12 protein-coding genes are annotated in these 16,585 nt (G+C 70.9%); 7 read left to right on the top strand and 5 right to left on the bottom strand.

Features of this window, described 5'->3' with window-relative positions:
- Positions 1–104 precede the first annotated feature (104 nt).
- Together KQY30_RS04920 and KQY30_RS04915 are read left to right on the top strand one after the other, a co-directional pair.
- Positions 105–1,538, top strand: coding sequence for an MFS transporter (locus KQY30_RS04920; protein ID WP_217305730.1), 1,434 nt, complete (start codon positions 105–107; stop codon positions 1,536–1,538).
- Between the two features lie 285 nt (positions 1,539–1,823).
- Positions 1,824–2,969 carry a beta-propeller fold lactonase family protein gene (locus KQY30_RS04915; protein WP_217305729.1) on the top strand — a complete coding sequence of 382 codons (1,146 nt, stop codon included), beginning with the start codon at positions 1,824–1,826 and terminating at the stop codon, positions 2,967–2,969.
- A 111-nt stretch (positions 2,970–3,080) separates the two neighbouring features.
- Here the strand turns inward: KQY30_RS04915 and KQY30_RS04910 are convergent, their stop codons facing one another.
- The 4 genes from KQY30_RS04910 to KQY30_RS04895 all read right to left on the bottom strand — a co-directional run bounded on the left by KQY30_RS04910 (position 3,081) and on the right by KQY30_RS04895 (position 6,952).
- On the bottom strand, positions 3,081–3,566 hold the full coding sequence (locus KQY30_RS04910; protein ID WP_217305728.1) for a pyridoxamine 5'-phosphate oxidase family protein: 486 nt from the start codon (positions 3,564–3,566) through the stop codon (positions 3,081–3,083).
- Between the two features lie 260 nt (positions 3,567–3,826).
- Positions 3,827–4,759: a CPBP family intramembrane glutamic endopeptidase gene (locus tag KQY30_RS04905; RefSeq protein ID WP_254406946.1), complete on the bottom strand. Its 933-nt coding sequence runs from the start codon at positions 4,757–4,759 to the stop codon at positions 3,827–3,829.
- Between the two features lie 287 nt (positions 4,760–5,046).
- On the bottom strand, positions 5,047–5,730 hold the full coding sequence (locus tag KQY30_RS04900; protein ID WP_217305727.1) for a response regulator transcription factor: 684 nt from the start codon (positions 5,728–5,730) through the stop codon (positions 5,047–5,049).
- Positions 5,731–5,761: 31 nt separating this feature from the next.
- A complete protein-coding gene (locus KQY30_RS04895) occupies positions 5,762–6,952 on the bottom strand; it encodes a sensor histidine kinase (protein WP_217305726.1) in 1,191 nt (396 codons plus the stop codon).
- 108 nt (positions 6,953–7,060) lie between these two features.
- Between KQY30_RS04895 and KQY30_RS04890 the strand changes: the two genes are divergently transcribed.
- On the top strand, positions 7,061–9,997 hold the full coding sequence (locus KQY30_RS04890) for a BTAD domain-containing putative transcriptional regulator (protein ID WP_217305725.1): 2,937 nt from the start codon (positions 7,061–7,063) through the stop codon (positions 9,995–9,997).
- A gap of 111 nt (positions 9,998–10,108) precedes the next feature.
- On the opposite strand, the gene KQY30_RS04885 is transcribed toward KQY30_RS04890, so the two are convergent.
- Positions 10,109–10,966 (bottom strand): hypothetical protein, encoded by an 858-nt coding sequence (locus KQY30_RS04885; RefSeq protein ID WP_217305724.1) that lies wholly within the window; start codon positions 10,964–10,966, stop codon positions 10,109–10,111.
- Positions 10,967–11,213: 247 nt separating this feature from the next.
- Between KQY30_RS04885 and KQY30_RS04880 the strand changes: the two genes are divergently transcribed.
- From KQY30_RS04880 to KQY30_RS04865, 4 genes are all read left to right on the top strand, one after another.
- Positions 11,214–12,311 carry a PP2C family protein-serine/threonine phosphatase gene (locus KQY30_RS04880; protein ID WP_254406945.1) on the top strand — a complete coding sequence of 366 codons (1,098 nt, stop codon included), beginning with the start codon at positions 11,214–11,216 and terminating at the stop codon, positions 12,309–12,311.
- Positions 12,312–12,512: 201 nt separating this feature from the next.
- On the top strand, positions 12,513–13,730 hold the full coding sequence (locus tag KQY30_RS04875) for a site-2 protease family protein (RefSeq protein WP_217305722.1): 1,218 nt from the start codon (positions 12,513–12,515) through the stop codon (positions 13,728–13,730).
- Between the two features lie 170 nt (positions 13,731–13,900).
- Positions 13,901–14,638, top strand: coding sequence for a hypothetical protein (locus KQY30_RS04870; RefSeq protein WP_217305721.1), 738 nt, complete (start codon positions 13,901–13,903; stop codon positions 14,636–14,638).
- A gap of 197 nt (positions 14,639–14,835) precedes the next feature.
- Positions 14,836–16,578: a SpoIIE family protein phosphatase gene (locus tag KQY30_RS04865; RefSeq protein ID WP_217305720.1), complete on the top strand. Its 1,743-nt coding sequence runs from the start codon at positions 14,836–14,838 to the stop codon at positions 16,576–16,578.
- Positions 16,579–16,585 lie beyond the last annotated feature (7 nt).

Genomic DNA, 16,585 nt, shown 5'->3' with positions numbered 1-16,585 from the left:
CGGAAAACGCGGGGACTTGGAAGACGCGGGTACTTGATGGGAAGGCGTCCGAACTGAACACGAAACCCCCCGAGCAGGCCTTCGACAGGCGGCTGCTCGCGCCGATGATGACCGGCGCCATCCTCAACCCCGTCAACTCGTCGATCATCGCCGTCGCCCTGGCACCGATCGGCGCCGCCCTGGGCGCCGACGCCTCCGAGACCGCCTGGCTCATCTCCGCGCTCTATCTCGCGACGTCCATAGGGCAGCCGCTGGCCGGGCGGCTCGTCGACATGTACGGCCCCAGACGCCTGTTCCTCGCGGGCGCCGCGCTGACCGGCATCGCCGGAGTACTCGGCACGCTCGCCCCGAACCTCGGTGTCCTCGTCGCCGCGCGTGTCATCCTCGGCTTCGGCACCTGCGCCGGCTATCCGGCCGCCATGTATCTGATACGCAGCGAGGCCGACCGTACGGGAATGAAGAGCCCCGCCGGCGTCCTCACGGCCCTCGCCGTCGCCACCCAGACCATCGCCGTCGTCGGCCCCACCCTCGGCGGCCTGCTCATCGGACTCGGCGGCTGGCGCAGCACCTTCGCGGTCAACATCCCGCTGGCGATCGCCTGCCTCGTCCTCGGCCTGCTGTTCCTGCCCGCGCACCGGCCCGCCCAAGGTGCACCCGGCCAGACTGCTTCCGCCCAGGGCGCTTCCGCCCAGGCCACCGCCGCCCGTACCCCCGGAGCCCCCGCCCGTACCACCGGCGCTCCTGCGGCCCGCGCGCGTATCGACGCGGCCGGCATCCTCCTGTTCACCGCCACCCTGGTCTCGCTGCTGCTGTTCCTCATGGACACACGGCTCGACCGGGTGTGGCTCCTCGCTGTCACCGTGTCGGCCGGTGCCGGGTTCGCCCTTCGCGAGCTGCGCGCCACCGATCCGTTCATCGACGTGCGTGTCTTCGCCGGCAATGTCCCGCTGCTGGCCACCTACGCCCGCACTCTGGTGGCGTACACCGTCTCGTACGCCTTCATCTACGGCTTCACCCAGTGGCTGGAGGACGGCCGAAGCCTGAGCGCCTCCGCCGCCGGACTGGTCCTGCTGCCGACCTTCGCCGTCGGGATCGTCGTGTCGGCGCTCACCGGGCGCAGGGCCGCGATGCTCGGCAAGCTGGTCGTCGGCGCCGTGGTCCAACTCGCCGCCTGCGCCTTGCTTCTGGTCCTCGGCGACCACACGGCGGTCTGGATCCTCGTCGCCGTCACCGCCCTCCTGGGGCTGCCCCAGGGCCTGATCAGCCTCGCCAACCAGAACGCGCTCTATCACCAGGCGGATCCCGCACGGATGGGCGCGTCCTCCGGCCTGCTGCGCACCTTCATGTATCTCGGCGCGATGGTCTCCTCCTCCGCGACCGGCGCCTTCTTCGGCCGCCGCGCCACCACCGCGGGCCTGCACGGTCTCGCCGTCTTCATGCTCGCCGCCGCGGCCGTGCTCCTCGTCCTCACCGTCGCCGACCGCTCTCTCGCCGTACCGGCGGCTCGCGAGACGGCGGACGCCGGCCACGCCGCCTGAGGATCACGCATCACGCGCCGGACGCGACGCGCCGTACGACGCCGTGCGGCTGTCCGAGGCCGTGCGGCCGTACGACGTCGTGCGCCCGTCCGGGGTCGTGGGGCCGTCCGACGTCGTGCCGCCGTCCGACGCCGTGCCGCTCACTCGCCCGAGGGAACGACCCCCGGTCGGTCCATCACCCCGCCCTTCAAGTACTCGATCATGACGGCGGACGCCGCCCCTGGCCGGATTCGGCCAGGCAGGGGCTCCCCACCCGAACCCGTATCTGCCTGAAGGAGAACGCCGATGAGGCGTGCAAAAACGTTTGTCCGTATCGCCAGGATCGCGACCGCGGTCACCGTCGCCATGGCCGCGCTGACGATTCCCGCCTCCGCCGACTCGGAGCGGCACGCCGGAGGACACCCGGGCCGTGTCTTCGTCCAGACCGACAGCACCAGTGGAAACAAGATCGTCGCCTACCACCGTGCCGAGGACGGCACCCTGCACAAGCGGGGCGTGTTCGCCACCGACGGCAAGGGCGGGATCCTCGAAGGCTCCGTCGTCGACCACCTCGCCTCCCAGGGGTCCCTGACGTACGACGCCCGCCACAACCTGCTGTACGCCGTCAACGCGGGCAGCGACTCGGTCACCGTGTTCTCGGTGGACGGCGAGCGGCTGCGCCGCAAGCAGGTCATCCACTCCGGCGGTACGTTCCCCGTCAGCGTCACGGTGCACCAGGACCGGGTGTTCGTGCTCAACGCGCGCAAGGGCGGATCCATCCAGGGCTTCCGGCTCACCGAGGAGGGGCTGCGGCGCGTTCCTGAGTGGCACCGGGCTTTGCGGCTGAACACCGCAGCCACACCGGAGTTCCTCCACACCCCCGGCCAGGTCGCCTTCACCCCGGACGGATCGCGGCTCGTCGTCACCACCAAGATGGGCGGCAACAGCATCGTTGTCTTCCCCGTCGCCCCTTCCGGCGCTCCCGCGCCCCGGCCCGTCGTCAGCAGCAAGAGCGGTTCGGCGCCCTTCGGGCTGACCTTCGACCGGCGCGGTCGCCTCGTTGTCGCCGACGCGGGCCCCAACGCCGTACTGACCTTCCGTATCGAGAAGGACAGCGACGTCACACTTCTCGACGACATCCTCACCGGCCAGCAGGCGAGCTGCTGGGTGGTCCGCGCGGGGAACAGGTTCTACGTGTCGAACGCGGGCAGCAACACCGTGTCCGGCTTCCAGCAGACCCGCGAAGCGCATCTCAGAGCGCTCGGCAACACGCCCACCGGGACCGGCACCGTCGACAGCGCCGTCACACCCGACAACCACTTCCTGTACGTACAGACGGGAGGCGTGGGGGCGGTCGACGGCTTCCGCGTCAACGACGACGGCTCCCTCACCAAGATCAGCACGACCCCGGTGCCGGACGCGGTCGGCGGGGAGGGCATCGTCGTCCTCTAGATACTGCCCGGCCGGACAGGACCTGGCCGACGGACAGGGTCCGGCCGCATGTGAGGTCACAAGGCCGCAGCACCGGTTCCTGGTGCTGCGGCCTTGCACACGGCGGCGCTGTCAGCTCGCCTTCTTGGCGAGTTCGGCGAGGAACTGCGGCACTCGGCCGGCACCGAAGTCGTAGAACCGTGCCCACCGCGGCTCGACCGCGATACGCGCCATCTGGTCGTACATGGCCCGGCAGTTCCGCTCGAACTCGGCCGCGTACTCGGCGTCGAAGTTCTTCCGCGCGGCCGCGAGGTACTCCGGAACCACCCCGTCGACGATCGTGAGGTGTACGACGCCGCGCACCGACAGCGTCTTGGCCGAGCCTGGGCTGTCGCCGGCGTCGATGGTCAGGGCAACCTCGGGGCGGGCGGACAGCGCTCTCACCTTGGGCGCCGTGGCCGCGGTGGACATGACGATCTCGTCGCCGGTCCAGAAGATCCCGATCGGGATGGCGCGTGGCAGTCCGTCGAGTCCGTTGTATGCCAGCCGCGCCATTGACGCCTGGCTCAACAGCTCATGGGCGTCGGCCAGCTCCTGTGCGATCTGCTCGGGGTCCATGACCTCGTCGTCCTCTACTGTCGTGCGGCCGCCGCTCGTGGCCGCTGTGTCCCTGGGACGGAGACGCCGCCACGTTCTCGACACCCGCGGCCGCATCGCCGTCTCCTCGCCCACGGTAGTCGTGTCCTGCGCAAGGCCGGAAAGCTCCGGCAGCGGCATCCTGGCCGACGGCGGACCGTACCGTTCCATGCGGGACCATACCGGTCTCGTGCGGGACCGTACTGTCGCACGGCTCTCGGCACCGCACGGGCGCCCGCGCGTCAGGCGCGCTTCGCGGCGCGGGGGAGTATGCGGCCGTCGCGGCGGGCCGCGCGCAGGAAGAGGACGGTGGGTACGGCGCAGACGAGGACGGCCACGATGCTCGCCTCTGGGCCGAAGGCCCCGCCGGTGAGCGCGCTCGGGCCGGACATCGTGGAGTGCACCAGCCCCACCAGGGTGTCGTCGTTGCCGGAGACGGTGGTACCGAAGATTCCCAGCTCGGCGGTGTTCCAGCCCAGGTGGAGGCCGATGGGCACCCACAGGCTCCGGGTGGCGGCGTATGCCGCGCCGAACATCAGGCCGGCCTCGACGGCGATCGCCAGCCCGCCCCAGAAGGTCGCGTTCGGGTTGATCAGATGCAGAAGACCGAACAGCCCGGCGCTGACCGCCAACGCCCCCCAGGTACCGGCGAGTTCCTCGACGATACGGAAGAGCACGCCACGGAACAGCAGTTCCTCGGTGACCGCGACCGCGCACATGAGGCCCAGCACCGCCAGGAAACCGACGAACGAGCCCCAGCCGGTCGTCCGGTATCCGCCGAACAGCGCGATGACCCCGATCGTCACCGTGAACAGCAGCACACCCCCGCCCGCGCCGCGTACCAGTCCGGCGCGCGCGTCCGCCGCGCGCAGTTCGTCCGCGCTTCTGCGCTCGGTGAACCGCACCGCGCGGGTGTAGGCCCACAGCGCCAGTACCGCGATCACGACTCCGAGGGGCAGAGTCCAGAAGGAGTTGCCCGCCGCGCCGGTGAGGCCGGCGGCCGCCGCGTTGACCCCGGCGAACACAACGAGCATGAGGACGAGTCGTACCGCCGCCGGGCGCGGTCCCTTACGGCTGGTGGTGTCCGGCAGGGCGGGCGGAGTGCTCGCTCCGGGGTTCTGCGGGCCGTCATGGTCCGGGGTCTGCGGGTCCACAGGGGATGGCGATTGCGACACCGTGCGCCGCTCCTTCGGGAAGTGCCGCGCTGGGGATCACCGCGGCGTCTTCAACGAGGCTAGGGTCCGGGCGGCGCGGGCCCATCCCGCTGCGGGGGACAGTACGGGTAGCTCTCGCGGGGGACAGGAGCGCGCGGGGTGGTACGGACAACTCCCTTGCGAGACGCGGGCGTACGGGGGACGCGAGCGCGCCGTCGGTGCGATGCGTGCGTGCGTCGGTGCGGGTGCGGGTGCGGGTGCGGGTGCGGGTGCGGTGTGCGTGCGTTCCGTCGGTGCGCCGGCGTCCGTCAGTGTGCCCGTGCCAGTCCCGTCCGGTACGCCAGGACCACCGCCTGCACCCGGTCCCGCAGGTCGAGCTTGGTGAGGATGCGCGACACATAGGTCTTGACGGTTTCGTAGCTGATGACCAGCTCGGCGGCGATCTCGGCGTTGGACAGGCCGTCCGCGATCAGCACGAGAACCTCGCGTTCCCGCTCCGTGAGTACGCTCAGCGCCGCGCCGCGCTCGGACGCCTCCGGGTCCGCGGGGCGTACGCGCAGTGCGTGCCGGCCGATGAGCCGCCGGGTCACCGCGGGCGCCAGCAGCGCCTCCCCGGCGGCCACGGTGCGTACCCCGCCGATCAGTTCGGGCGGCGGGGCGTCCTTGAGCAGGAATCCGCTCGCCCCGGCGCGCAGGGCCTCGTAGACGTACTCGTCGAGATTGAAGGTGGTCACCACGAGCACCTTCGCCGGGTGGGCGACCTCGGATCCCGCCAGGCGCCGGGTGGCCTCGATACCGTCGAGGACCGGCATCCGGATGTCCATCACGACCACGTCGGGCCGCAGGCGCTCGACGATCCGTACGGCGCTCTCGCCGTCCGCGGCCTCACCCACGACCTCCATGTCGGGCTGGGCGTTGAAGATCGTCACATAGCCGGCGCGGACCAGCCCCTGGTCGTCGCAGACAACCAGGCGGATCGGTGACGCATTCATGACATTCCCCACTCCGTGGTCACGGCCCACTTCACGATGTTCCCCGTGGAATTCTGGCCAGTACGGTGAAGCCGCCGCCGGGGCGGGCTCCGGCACGCAGTTCACCGCCGACCACACCGACCCGCTCGCGCAGCCCGACCAGCCCGCGTCCGCCGCCGCGCCCCGGTCCGGGCCGGCGAGGCTTGGGCGCCGGGCCGGAGTGGGCGCCGCCGTCCGTGGTGATCTCCAGGTCCATCCATGCCTCGCCGTGGCGGACATGAACGACCGTGCGCTCGCCCGCCGCGTGCTTGAGCGCGTTGGTCAGGGACTCCTGGACGACCCGGTAGGCGGCCGTCTCCGCCGCGCTCGTCATCGGCCGCGGCTCGCCCTGCTCGACCAGCTCCACCGGATGTCCCGCCGCCCGCGACCGCGCCACCAGCTCGGGCAGTTCGCCGACCGCCGGCCCCCGTTGGGAGTGTTCCATGTCGTCGGTGCCGTCCAGCGCTCCCAGCAGATAGCGCAGATCGCCGAGCGCGAGCCGACCCGTATCGCTGATGGCCGACAGGCCGGCCGCGACCTTGTCGTCCTGCCCGGTCAGATACCGCGCCGCGTCGGCCTGCACCACCATCGCCGTCACATGGTGGGTGACCACATCGTGCAACTCGCGTGCGATCCGGGCACGTTCGGCCGCGACGACCGCTTCTTCCGCCTGTCGTCGCCGCTCGGCCTCTCGCGCGGCCCGCGTACTTACCTGGGCGCCCACGGCCCAGCACACCGCGAGAACCAGCCAGAAGGTCACGAACTCCTCGAACCGTTCCGGCGATCCGGCGTGGTGCAGAGCGAGCGCGAAGGCTCCGTACGCGCCGGTCGCCGCCGCCGCGACGGCGGTCCGGCCCCTTACGAGGTGGGCGCCCGCGGCGTACAGGGCCACGAGCACACCGAGTGAGCCGAAGGCCGTGGGGTAGCGGAGGAGTTGGAACGCCACGAAGCCGCCGCACACCACCGCCAGACAGACCGCGGGCCATCGCCGCCGTACCACCAGCGGCACGCTCTGCACCAGCAGCAGGAGCACGCCCACCGCGTCCAGTGGGCGGTCCGGCAACTCGGCCAGGTCGACGCCCTGGTGGGCGGCCCCGGGTACGAAGGAGAACGCGACCAGCGCCCCGGCGAGCACGGCGTCCCTCCCACGGGTCCACCGCTCCGACCGTAAGCCCGTTCTCAGCCACGCCCCTGCGTCCAGCACCCGCGCAGAATAGCGAAGAACGGAAGAACCTTGTCCGGTTCTTCAATTGGCAGGTGAACGGCGCATGGCGAGACTTGGGCGGCACGACCGGCGAGGGGTGGGGGAGCCGTGACGATCGGGTTCGGTGTGCTCGGGGAGATACAGGCACGGAGCGAAGGCGCGGCCGTGGACCTGGGCCCGGCCCGGCAGCGCAGCGTGTTCGCGGCACTGGTGGTGGACATCAACCGCACGGTGCCGGTGGAGGTGCTGGTCGACCGGGTCTGGGGTCTCCGCCCGCCGCAGCGCGCGAAGCCGACGCTCTACAGCTATGTGTCCCGGCTGCGGCAGGCGCTGGACACGGTCATGGACGAGGCGTCCGCGGAAACCGGCCCGTCCATCGCGCGGCGGCCCGCCGGGTACGTCCTGCTCGCCGACCCGGGCACGGTGACGGTGGACGTACACCTCTTCAGGGATCTGGCGGGACAGGCCGGAGCAACGGACGATCCCCGCGCGGCGGCCCTGTTCGAGAGGGCGCTCGGGCTGTGGCGCGGCGAGCCGTTCGCCGGGGTGGACACACCCTGGTTCAACTCGCTGCGGGAGTCGCTGCTCGCGGAGAGGCACGCCTGCTGGCTGGATCGCAACGACGTCCAGTTGCGCCGCGGGCACCATGGACTGCTGCTGCCCGAACTCGCCGCCTGCCACGACACGCATCCGCTGGACGAGCGGCTGGCCGCCCAGTTGATGCTGGCGCTCTACCGGAGCGGGCGGGCGGCGGACGCCCTGCGTTGTTTCGAGCAGGTACGGCGCGCGCTCGCCAAGGAGTTGGGGAGCGACCCGAGCGACGAGTTGCGGAGGCTGCATCAACGGGTCCTCGTCAACGACCCGGACATCGCGGCGCCCGGTATGGCGCCCACGACGGCACTCGCCGTGACAGGTACGACGGCCCCCGCCACAGTGGCCCCCGCCGCCGTGACGACGGCCCCCGCCGCATCGGCCCCCGCCTCCGTGCCCGCCGCGGGTCTCCCGTCCTCGTCGGACCGCACCGTTCCACGCCAACTGCCCGCCGCCTCACGGTGGTTCACCGGGCGACAGCGTGAACTCGCCGAACTCGACAAGGTCCTGAGACCGACAGGACGGCCCGGCGACGCGGTGCCGGTGTGCGCCGTCAGCGGGAGCGGTGGCATCGGCAAGACCTCGCTGGCCGTGCACTGGGCACACCAGAACACCGACCGCTTCCCGGACGGGCAGCTCCATGTCGACCTCCGCGGGTTCGACCCCTCAGCAGACCCGCTCGCGTCCGCCACCGCGATCCGTGTGTTTCTCGACGCGCTCGGTGTGGCCCCCGGCTCGATACCGGTGGACCAGGAGGCGCTGGCCGGGCTCTATCGCAGCCTGGTCGCCGACCGGCGCATGCTGATCGTCCTCGACAACGCCGTGGACGCCGCGCAGGTGGCCGCGCTGCTGCCGGGCACCGCCGGCTGCGCGGTCCTGGTCACCAGCCGGCGCAGGCTGACCGGGCTGGCCGTCACCCACGGGGCCCACCTTCTGCCGCTGGACATGCTCTCCGTGTCCGAGTCCCGGGAACTGCTGGGCCGGCACCTGGGCGAGGACCGGCTGGCCGCCGAACCCGAGGCCGTCACCGCCGTACTGGAACACTGCACGGGACTGCCCCTGGCCCTCAGCGTTGTGGGAGCCCGCGCCGCCGCCGGGACCGGTTTCCCGCTGGCCGCGCTCGCCGAGGAACTCCACGACGAGTCGGCGCGGCTGGACGCGCTGGACGCGGGGGATCTGTCGGCGAACGTACGGGCGGTCTGCCGTGTGTCGTACCGCGCACTCGGCGACGGCGCCGCGGAGGTCTTCCGCCTTCTCGGAGCCGCGGCGCCGGGCCCGGAGATCGGTCTGCCCGCCGCCGGAAGCCTGCTCGGCCGTCCTGTGACCGCGGCCCGGGCCGCCCTGCGGGAGCTGGAGACGGTCCATCTGGTGCAGCAGCCCGTACCCGGCCGGTACCGCATGCACGACCTGATCCGTCTGTACGCAGCCGAGCGCGCCGCCCTGGACCAGCGGGAGGAGTCCCGGGCGCGGGCGCTGCGGCGTGTCATGGACTTCTACCTGCACACCGCCTACGCCGGTGACCGGGTCCTCAGCCCGCTCCGGCACCACCACATGGAACTCGAACCGCCCGTGGACGGTGTGATTCCGCAGCCGATGACCGACCAGGGCGCGGTCCTGGCGTGGTTCCGCGCCGAGCACACCTGTCTGGTCGCCGCACAGCGGCTGGCCGAGCGCAACGGGTGGGACGTCCTGGTGTGGCAGTTCGCCCGGGTGCTGGACGGTTTCCTCTGGCGGCAGGGACGGCTCGACGACCTGGTGGCCCTGTGGCGTACGGGACTCGCAGCCGCCGAACGCCACGGGGAGGGCGGTGCCCGAGCCTGGGCACACCGCCGGCTGGCCCACGCCTGGGCCCGGCTCGGCCACCACGACGACGCGCTCCGCCACGGAGAGTCGGCCCTCGCCGCCGCCGAGGAGGCCGGTGACCTCGCCGAACAGGCGCGGATCCATGACGTCGTCGCCTGGTCATGGGCCAGACAGGGCGACGACCGGCAGGCCCTGGCCCATGTCCGGCACACCCTGCGGCTCCAGCGCCTGGGCCACGACCCGGTGGCGACGGCGAACGCGCTCAACGCGGTCGGCTGGTACGAGGCGCGCCTCGGCGAGTACGAACAGGCCCTGGCCCACTGTGAGGAGGGCCTGGAGATCCAGGGGCGCCACGGTTTCCGGGACGGGGAGGCCTGCACCCTGGACAGCCTGGGCTTCATCGCCCACGCGGCGGCCCGGCACGACGAGGCACTCGCGTACTACCGCCGCGCGCGTGCCCTCTTCCACGACCTCGGCAATCTTTACGAGGAGGCCAACACCCTCGCCAGCCTCGGTGACGTCCATCTCGCCCTGGCCCAGCCCGACGAGGCCCGTCACAACTGGCAGCGGGCGGTCACGCTCTACCACGCACAACACCGCGCGGAGGACGCCCGCCGTCTCCAGGACAAGCTGTCCCGCCCACCGCGCTGAGCGCACCATGCCGAGTGCTTTCCAGCATGCGGAAGCGCGGTTGCCGGGCACCGCCCATGAGGTGCGCGCCTCATGGGCGGTGCCCGGACAGCCGGCCCGCGGCAGCGGGGGTCAGGACCGCGGGACCAGGTTCGTGATCTTCCAGAGCGAGCCCGTCCCGGTCACCTGGGTGGTGTAGGCGTTGCCGTTCCGGTCGAGCTTGAAGGCAAGGAAGTTGAGGCCGCGGATGCTGGCGACGGCTGTGCCCACGCCCGTGTCCGGATCGAGCCGCGTGACCTCGTTGCCGACAGCGAAGTAGACATGGTTGTCCGCCGCCACGGAGATGGACGTGGGCTCGTAGAACTCGGTGGCGAGGGTTCTCGTCGTGCCGGTGGCGAGATCCGTCTGCAGGATCCGGCCCGTGAACATGTCGGCGGTGTACGCCCTGCCGCGTCCGTCCAGCGCGATGCCCTGGGAGAGTCCGAGGCCGGACGCGACGACACGTACCGTACCGCCCTCCTTCAGCTCGTACAGCTTGCCGCTGCCACCGGTCGCGTACGTGGTGGTGCCGCTGTGGACGATGCCGTGCAGCGCGCCGAGTCCGGAGGCGAGGAGGCGGTGCTGTCCGGTGGCGAGATCGACCTTGCGCAGATTGCCGTCGAAGTCCCCGACGTACGCGCTGCCGGTGCCGTCGAGAGCGATGCCGCGCAGATTGCCCAGACCCCGGGCGACGGTGGAGCGCGCGCCCGTCACCAGGTTCACCTTGCGCAAGTCGCCGTTCTGGTACGTCAGATAGGCGTTGTCGTCCGTGTCGTACGCGGCGTCCACGGTCTCGCCGAGGCCGGTCAGCAGGGCGGTGCAGGAGGACGACGGGCAGGTGACGACGGGGGCGGCGGCCGCCGAGGCGGATGCCGTCGCCAAGCCCGTGGCGGTCAGCGCGATCAGGAGTACGGCTGCGGTCCGGGTGCGCCAGGAGGCGGCAGAAGTCACGGCGAGTTCTCCATTCGTGTACGGACAAGTCCGGCCCGGCCCGGCTCGGTCGGGGGCCCGGCCACTTCTGGGTACGGAACACCGCCATCACTCGTTCAACGCGCAACAAACCTGGCCGGAAGGCGCCCCTTCACATTCTTTTTGCCCGGAAAACATACGTATCGCTTAGAAGATGGTAGAAAGGGGAATTATGCATGCCGGGCGCTGGTGGGCGGACCGCCTTGTGGAGCCATCGGGGCGCGGGCTGGTGGCCATCCCGCTCGTGCTGATCGTGGTGATCACCGCGGTGGACATCCACTCGCCGACCGATGTCCACCTCGGCCCGTTCCTGGTCATCGCGCCCGCCCTCGCCGCCTCGTTCGCCGGGCCGTGGCTGACCGCACTGATCGGGGCGCTGACGGTGGCGGCGCAGGTGTTCATCGCCATCTTCCACGGCGGGCTCACCACGACCAATCACCTGGCACAGATCTCCGCGCTGACCGTGCTCTCCACTCTGGTGGTCTTCTTCTCGCTGGTACGGGCACGGCGCGACCGCGAGTTGATTCGCGTACGGTCGGTCGCCGACGCCGCACAGCGCGTACTGCTGCGGCCTCCGCCCCGGCGGATCGGACCGCTGCGGGTGGCCTGGCTGTATCTGGCCGCCGAGGACGAGACCCGGATCGGGGGCGATCTGTTCGCGGTCGCCCGCGCCTCCCAGGCGGGTACGCGGGTGGTGATCGGGGATGTACGGGGCAAGGGGCTGGCATCCATCGGCGAGGCGTCCGTGGTGCTGGGCGCGTTCCGGGAGGGCGCCCACCGCTGCGCCACCCTGCTCGAACTCGCCGCTGCCCTCGAAGGCAGCGTCAACCGCAGCCTGGCGGAGACCGCCGAGACCGACGAGGACGCCGGCGAGCACTTCACCACCGCGCTCGTCCTCGACATACCCGACCAGGGCCCGGAGGCCCAGATGGTCAACTGCGGCCATCCACCGCCGCTCCTGGTGCACGGCCGCGATGTCACGGTCCTGCACTCACCGAGTCCCGCGCCGCCGCTCGGGGTGTGCGAGCCGCCCGGGCCCGGTCACCGTACCGAACCGTTCAGTCTCGAAACCGGCGACACCCTCCTGCTCTACACCGACGGCGTCGTCGAGGCCCGCTCACCGGCCGGAGCCTTCTACCCGCTGGCCGAGCGGGTCGCCGCGTTCCCGCCGTCGAGCCCCGAGACACTGCTGCGCCACATCCACCGCGATCTGCTCACCCATATCGGCAGGCACCCCGCCGACGACGCGGTGCTCCTGGTCATCGAACGCATCCCCGCCCAGCACTCCCACATGCCGCACATCACGACCCACCATCCGCGCCGCTGAGTGTGCCGCTGAGCGCCGGGGCGCGGCGCCGGGCGCCCGCGAACCCCCACCGGCCGCTGGAGTGGCGGCTCGAAGTCCGGCGTCGTTGACTGGTTGGGACAGTGCTGACCGGATGCGACAGTGCCGGCCGGCGCTCCGGGGACAGCTTCCGGATGCCGGGGCCGTGCGTACGGCCCGGCCGGAACCGGGAGGGAGAAGGCGGTGCGGGCGACATTCTCGCTGGGACGGATCGCCGGGGTCCGGATCGGGGTCCACTGGAGCGTCCTGGTCATCTTCGTACTCATCCTGGTGGGCCTGGCGCAGGGGCGTTTCCCGCTGGTCTACCCCGGCCACGCCGTGGGGCTGTACTGGGTCGCGGGGCTGGTCACCTCCCTGCTGTTCTTCGCCTCGCTGCTCGCCCATGAACTCGCCCATGCCGTTGTCGCCCGCCGCAACGGGGTCCAGGTCGATGACATCGTCCTCTGGCTCCTCGGCGGTGTGGCCCGTCTCAGGTCCGAGGCAAAGGATCCCGGCGCCGAACTCCGGATCGCCGGTGTCGGCCCGCTGGTGAGCCTGATCCTGGGCGGGCTGTTCACCCTGTTGACCTGGCTGTTCCTGCTCGGGGACGTGCCCCGGCTGATCGTGGAGGCGGCGGCCTGGCTGGCGGCCATCAATGTGCTGCTCGCCGTGTTCAACGCCATCCCCGCCGCCCCGCTCGACGGCGGGCGGCTGCTGCGGGCCCTGCTGTGGTGGCGTACGGGCGACCGGCTGCGGGCGACGGCCGGGGCCACCGCGGCCGGGCGGGTCTTCGGCTGGCTGCTGGTGGCGGCGGGATTCGTCCTGTTCATCGCGACCCGTACCTTCGACGGGCTCTGGCTCGCCCTGATCGGCTGGTTCCTGATCGCGGCCGCCACGGCCGAGGGCCGGGAGGCGCAGATGCGGAGCGTGCTCGCCGGTGTTCCGGTACGGCATGCGATGACACCGGATCCCGTCACCGCGCCGGCCGGGCTGACCGTAGCGGGGTTCCTCGCCGACCCCCGGTACCGCTACCGGTACTCGGCGTTCCCGGTGACCGGCGAGATGGGCGACGCGGCGGGACTGATCACCCTGGACCGAGCCCGGCACACCCCGGAGGACAAACGCGAGTCCCTGACCGTGGGGGACGTGATGCTGCCCCTCGCGGAGGTCACCACCGCGGCACCGGACGATCCGCTGGCGGACCTGCTGCCCCGGATGAGCGCCGGCGCGGACAACCGGGTCCTGGTACTGGACGACCAGCGCGTCCTCGGCATCATCTCCTCGTCCGACATCGGCCGTACGGTGTCCTGGCTGATCGCCGCGAAACGACACCAGGCGGACCGGGGGGACGGGGGCGGCCGGGGCGGCAAGGGCGACTGGAGTGGTCGGGGCGGCTGGGGCGGCTGGGGGCAGGGCCGATAAAGCCGACGGATCCCGCCGGTGGCGGGCTTCGGTGTGTTGTGCCAGGCACTGGCGTACGGGCCCACACCTTGGGGTGAACCACGCGCACAACTCATGGCTGACCAGCGCGGGACCGTGCTCTGCTGGCTCTGCTCCTCGTGGGAGGGAGCCAGCGGAGAAAGGGGACGATCGTGCGCCGTAAGGGATCTGCCAGGGGGTGGCTCGCCGCCGCTGTCGGTGCCGCCGCGCTGATGCTCGTACCGGGCCCGGCCCAGGCCGACGGACCTCGGCAACCGGCCCGCGGTTATCTGAATCTCCACCAGTGCGCGTACTACTCGACCACCGCCACCAACTTCTTCACCACGGTGGTGCCGAGCCGTGACGGGCGGTTCGCGGCCGGGACCAAGGTGTCCAACACCGCGGAGACAAAACCGACTTGCGGTGCGGGAGACGGCAACTACCGGGTCGTCCCCGAACGGTCCGGCGTCAAGGCGCTCGATCTGAGCGCCGGGCGCTATCTGAATCTGCACCAGTGTGTGTACTACTCCAGTGCCCTCGCCGATCACTACACAACGGTGGTGCCGGGAAGCGACCGGCGCTTCGCGGCCGGGTCGCGGGTCTCCAACACCGCGGACACGACGCCTTCGTGCGGTCCGGGAGGCGCCGGTTACACGAACATCCCGCTGCTGTCGGGCGTCAAGGCGCTGGATCTGACGGCGGGGCGTTATGTGAACCTGCATCAGTGTGTGTACTTCTCCACTTCGGCCGTCAACCACTTCACCACGGTGGTGCCGAGCCGTGACGGGCGGTTCATGACCGGGACGAAGGTCTCCAACACCGCCGAGACGAGCCCGTCGTGCGGCCCGGGCGACGGCAACTACGACCCCATCGCACTGCTCTCGGGCGTCAAGGCGCTCGCCATCGGCTAGGTCCTGTCCGGGCCGGAAAAGGGCCCAGAGTCTCGGCTCCAGTCGGTTCACTCCCCGTCCTGCCACGGGCCGGGCCGGGCATTCACGCCTGCCCGGCCCGTTGGCGTGCCTCCGGCCGCCCACCCCGCCGACCAGCGGAAACACCGCCCGCCGGGCATTTGTCTGCCCCGGATTACACTTGAGCATCAGGAGGCCGTATGACACAAAGTAACCATCCGATGCCTCGCGGTGCGTCATCCGATCCGCTCGGAGACGAACTGCGGGCAGAGCTGTCCAGAGCGATGGAACTGAACGGCATCGGCGGGTTCGTGTGGGATCTGCCCTCCGCGCGAGTCATGCTCGACCCGAGCGCACTCGCGATATTCGACCTGAGGCCCGATGAATTCGACGGGCGGATATCAACGCTCTATGAGCGGATCATGCCCGAAGAGCTGACCGGTATCAGAGCGCGGGCCGCCGACATTCTCGCTAATCCCCGGGACTCGACAGGCTGCGGCAATTACTTCCGTGTCCGCCAGTCGGACGGAACCATCCGCTGGGCCCACTCACAAGCGGCCTTGCTGCGCGACGAAGCCGGAAACGCCGTACGGGCGGTCGGGGTCGTCCGCGCCGAACTCCAGTACGCGGAGAAGCAGTCCATTCTGGAGTCCGACCGGCGGCGTCAGGCAGGCGTCGTCGAGGCGACCACGAGCGCGCTCTCCCAGGCGCTCAGTGTCGAAGACGTACTGGCCGCCCTGACCAGCAACCAAATTCTGGGCCCGGTGGGTGCCGTGGGCATATCGCTGACCGTTCTTGAGCAGAACAGATTGCATCGACTCGCCTCCGCCGGCATGCCCTTTGAATATGTACGTGATATGGAGTACGGCAGACTCGACGACGACCGGCCGATCGCCGAGGTTTTCCAGACATCCAGTCCACTGTTCATCACGCGGGAGAACATACGGCTCAATTATTCGATGCTGTGGCCGTACATAAAGGGGACCGGTTTCACCGTGTCCGCCGTTCTGCCACTCATGGCGCAGGCCCGGCTCACCGGCGTACTCGCGATTCTTTACGAGGAGAAGCGCAGTTTCTCGCCCGAGGAACGCAATCTGCTGATCGCCCTCTCCGCCACCGTCGCCCAGTCGCTCCAGCGGGCGCGGCTCTACGACGAGGAGCACGCGATGGCGGTGGGCCTCCAGCAGGCCATGCTTCCGGCGAAGATCGAGCCGGTACCGGGCATGTGCGTCGCCGCGCGGTACCGGCCCGCGCGCGCCGGTCATCAGATAGGCGGGGACTGGTACGACGTGATGCCGCTGCCCGAGGGGCGCGTCGGCCTTGTCGTGGGTGATGTGCAGGGGCACGACATCCAGGCCGCGGCCGTCATGGGACAGCTACGGACGGCGCTGCGCGCCTACGCGAGCGAGGGACACCCGCCGGCGGCGCTGATGTCCCGGGCCTCGACCTTTCTGCGCGAACTGAACACCGACCGCCTCGCCACCTGCGTCTACGTCAGTCTCGGCCCCGCCACCGGCCAGGCGGAGATCGTGCGCGCCGGACATCCCAGCCCGCACATCCGGACCGTCGACGGAAGTGCCGCGCTGACCGTGGAGGGCGGGCCGCCGCTCGGGCTTCCGCTCGGCCTGACCACGGGTCTGCCCGATCCCGGCGACGTTCCGTACCCCGTCCATTACCTCCACCTCGGCCCGGGGGAAACGCTTCTGCTGTGCACGGACGGGCTGCTGGAATTCCATGACACCGACATGGCCGCGGGTGAGCGCCAGATAGAGATACTCCTCGACAGCGGACCCGGCGACCTCGATCAACTGGCGGAGCACATCGTGGCCGCCATCGAGGACCGGCAAGGCCAGGAGGACGACGTAGCCCTTCTCCTGGCCTCCCGTGGCGGCCCCCGCTCTGCTGCCGCGTCCGACGTCCACCGGTACTCGGCCCGGCGATAGGGGCCCG

The organism is Streptomyces sp. GMY02 (genome assembly GCF_019056675.1).
Taxonomy (GTDB): domain Bacteria; phylum Actinomycetota; class Actinomycetes; order Streptomycetales; family Streptomycetaceae; genus Streptomyces; species Streptomyces odonnellii.
This window is presented reverse-complemented; position numbering and strand designations above follow the sequence as displayed.